The sequence below is a fragment of the Burkholderia sp. LMG 13014 genome (assembly GCF_905232215.1).
Classification (GTDB): Bacteria; Pseudomonadota; Gammaproteobacteria; order Burkholderiales; family Burkholderiaceae; genus Burkholderia.
Genome location: NZ_CAJNKE010001002.1, coordinates 1 through 1306, shown reverse-complemented (window position 1 = coordinate 1306; position 1306 = coordinate 1). Strand labels below are relative to the sequence as shown.

Here is a 1306-nt window from a genome sequence, read left to right as displayed (position 1 = left end):
CAGACAGCGGCCGACCTGGTGCCGCTGCCGGCCCGCGACGCGATCGCCGACACCGCGCGCCGCCTGCGCGCGGTGCTCGATACGCACGGGCCCGACGCGCTGTCGTTCTACGTATCGGGGCAGATGTCGATCGAGGCGCAATACCTCGTCAACAAGCTCGCGAAGGGCTTCGTCGGCACCAACAACATCGAGTCGAACTCGCGCCTGTGCATGGCGAGCGCGGGTACCGGCTACAAGCAGTCGCTCGGCGCGGACGGCCCGCCCGGGTCGTACCAGGACTTCGATCGCGCGAACCTGTTCTTCGTGATCGGCGCGAACATGGCCGACTGTCATCCGATCCTGTTCCTGCGGATGATGGATCGCGTGAAGGCCGGCGCGAAGCTGATCGTCGTCGATCCGCGCCGCACCGGCACGGCCGACAAGGCCGACCTGTTCCTGCAGATCCGGCCGGGCACCGATCTCGCGCTGACCAACGGGCTGCTGCACCTGCTGCATGCGAACGGCCGCACCGATTCTGCGTTCATCGACGCGCACACCGAAGGGTGGGACGCGATGCCCGCGTTCCTCGCCGATTACACGCCCGAACGCGTCGCGGCAATCACGGGGCTCGCGGAAGCCGACCTGCGCACGGCCGCGCAATGGATCGGCGATGCGCAGGAATGGATGAGCTGCTGGACGATGGGGCTCAACCAGAGCACGCACGGCGTGTGGAACACCAACGCGATCTGCAACCTGCATCTCGCGACGGGCAAGATCTGCCGCACCGGCAGCGGGCCGTTCTCGCTGACCGGCCAGCCGAACGCGATGGGCGGGCGCGAGATGGGCTACATGGGCCCCGGGCTGCCGGGCCAGCGCTCGGTGGCGTCCGACGACGATCGCCGTTTCGTCGAGAACCTGTGGCGCGTGCCGGCCGGTACGTTGCGCAAGGAGACCGGGCAAGGCACGGTCGATATGTTCTCGCGGATGGCGGCCGGCGACATCAAGGCATGCTGGATCATCTGCACGAACCCGGTCGCCACGGTGCCGAACCGGCAGAACGTGATCGCCGGTTTGCAGGCCGCCGAGCTCGTGATCGCGCAGGATGGATTCCTCGACACCGAGACCAACCGCTACGCGGACATCCTGCTGCCCGGCGCGCTGTGGGCCGAGGGCGACGGCGTGATGATCAACTCCGAGCGCAACATGACGCTGATGCGCGCGGCGGTCGCGCCGCCGGGCGACGCGCTGCCCGACTGGCGCATCGTCGCCGAAGTCGCGCGCGCGATGGGCTTTGGCGATGCGTTCGACTATGCGGCGGCGGCCGACG

1 protein-coding gene is annotated in these 1306 nt (G+C 68.7%); it reads left to right on the top strand.

Annotation, left to right across the window (positions count from 1 at the left end; all coding sequences use genetic code 11):
• On the top strand, positions 1–1306 hold a 1306-nt coding region (locus tag JYJ84_RS36890), incomplete at both ends, for a molybdopterin-dependent oxidoreductase (RefSeq protein WP_205190323.1).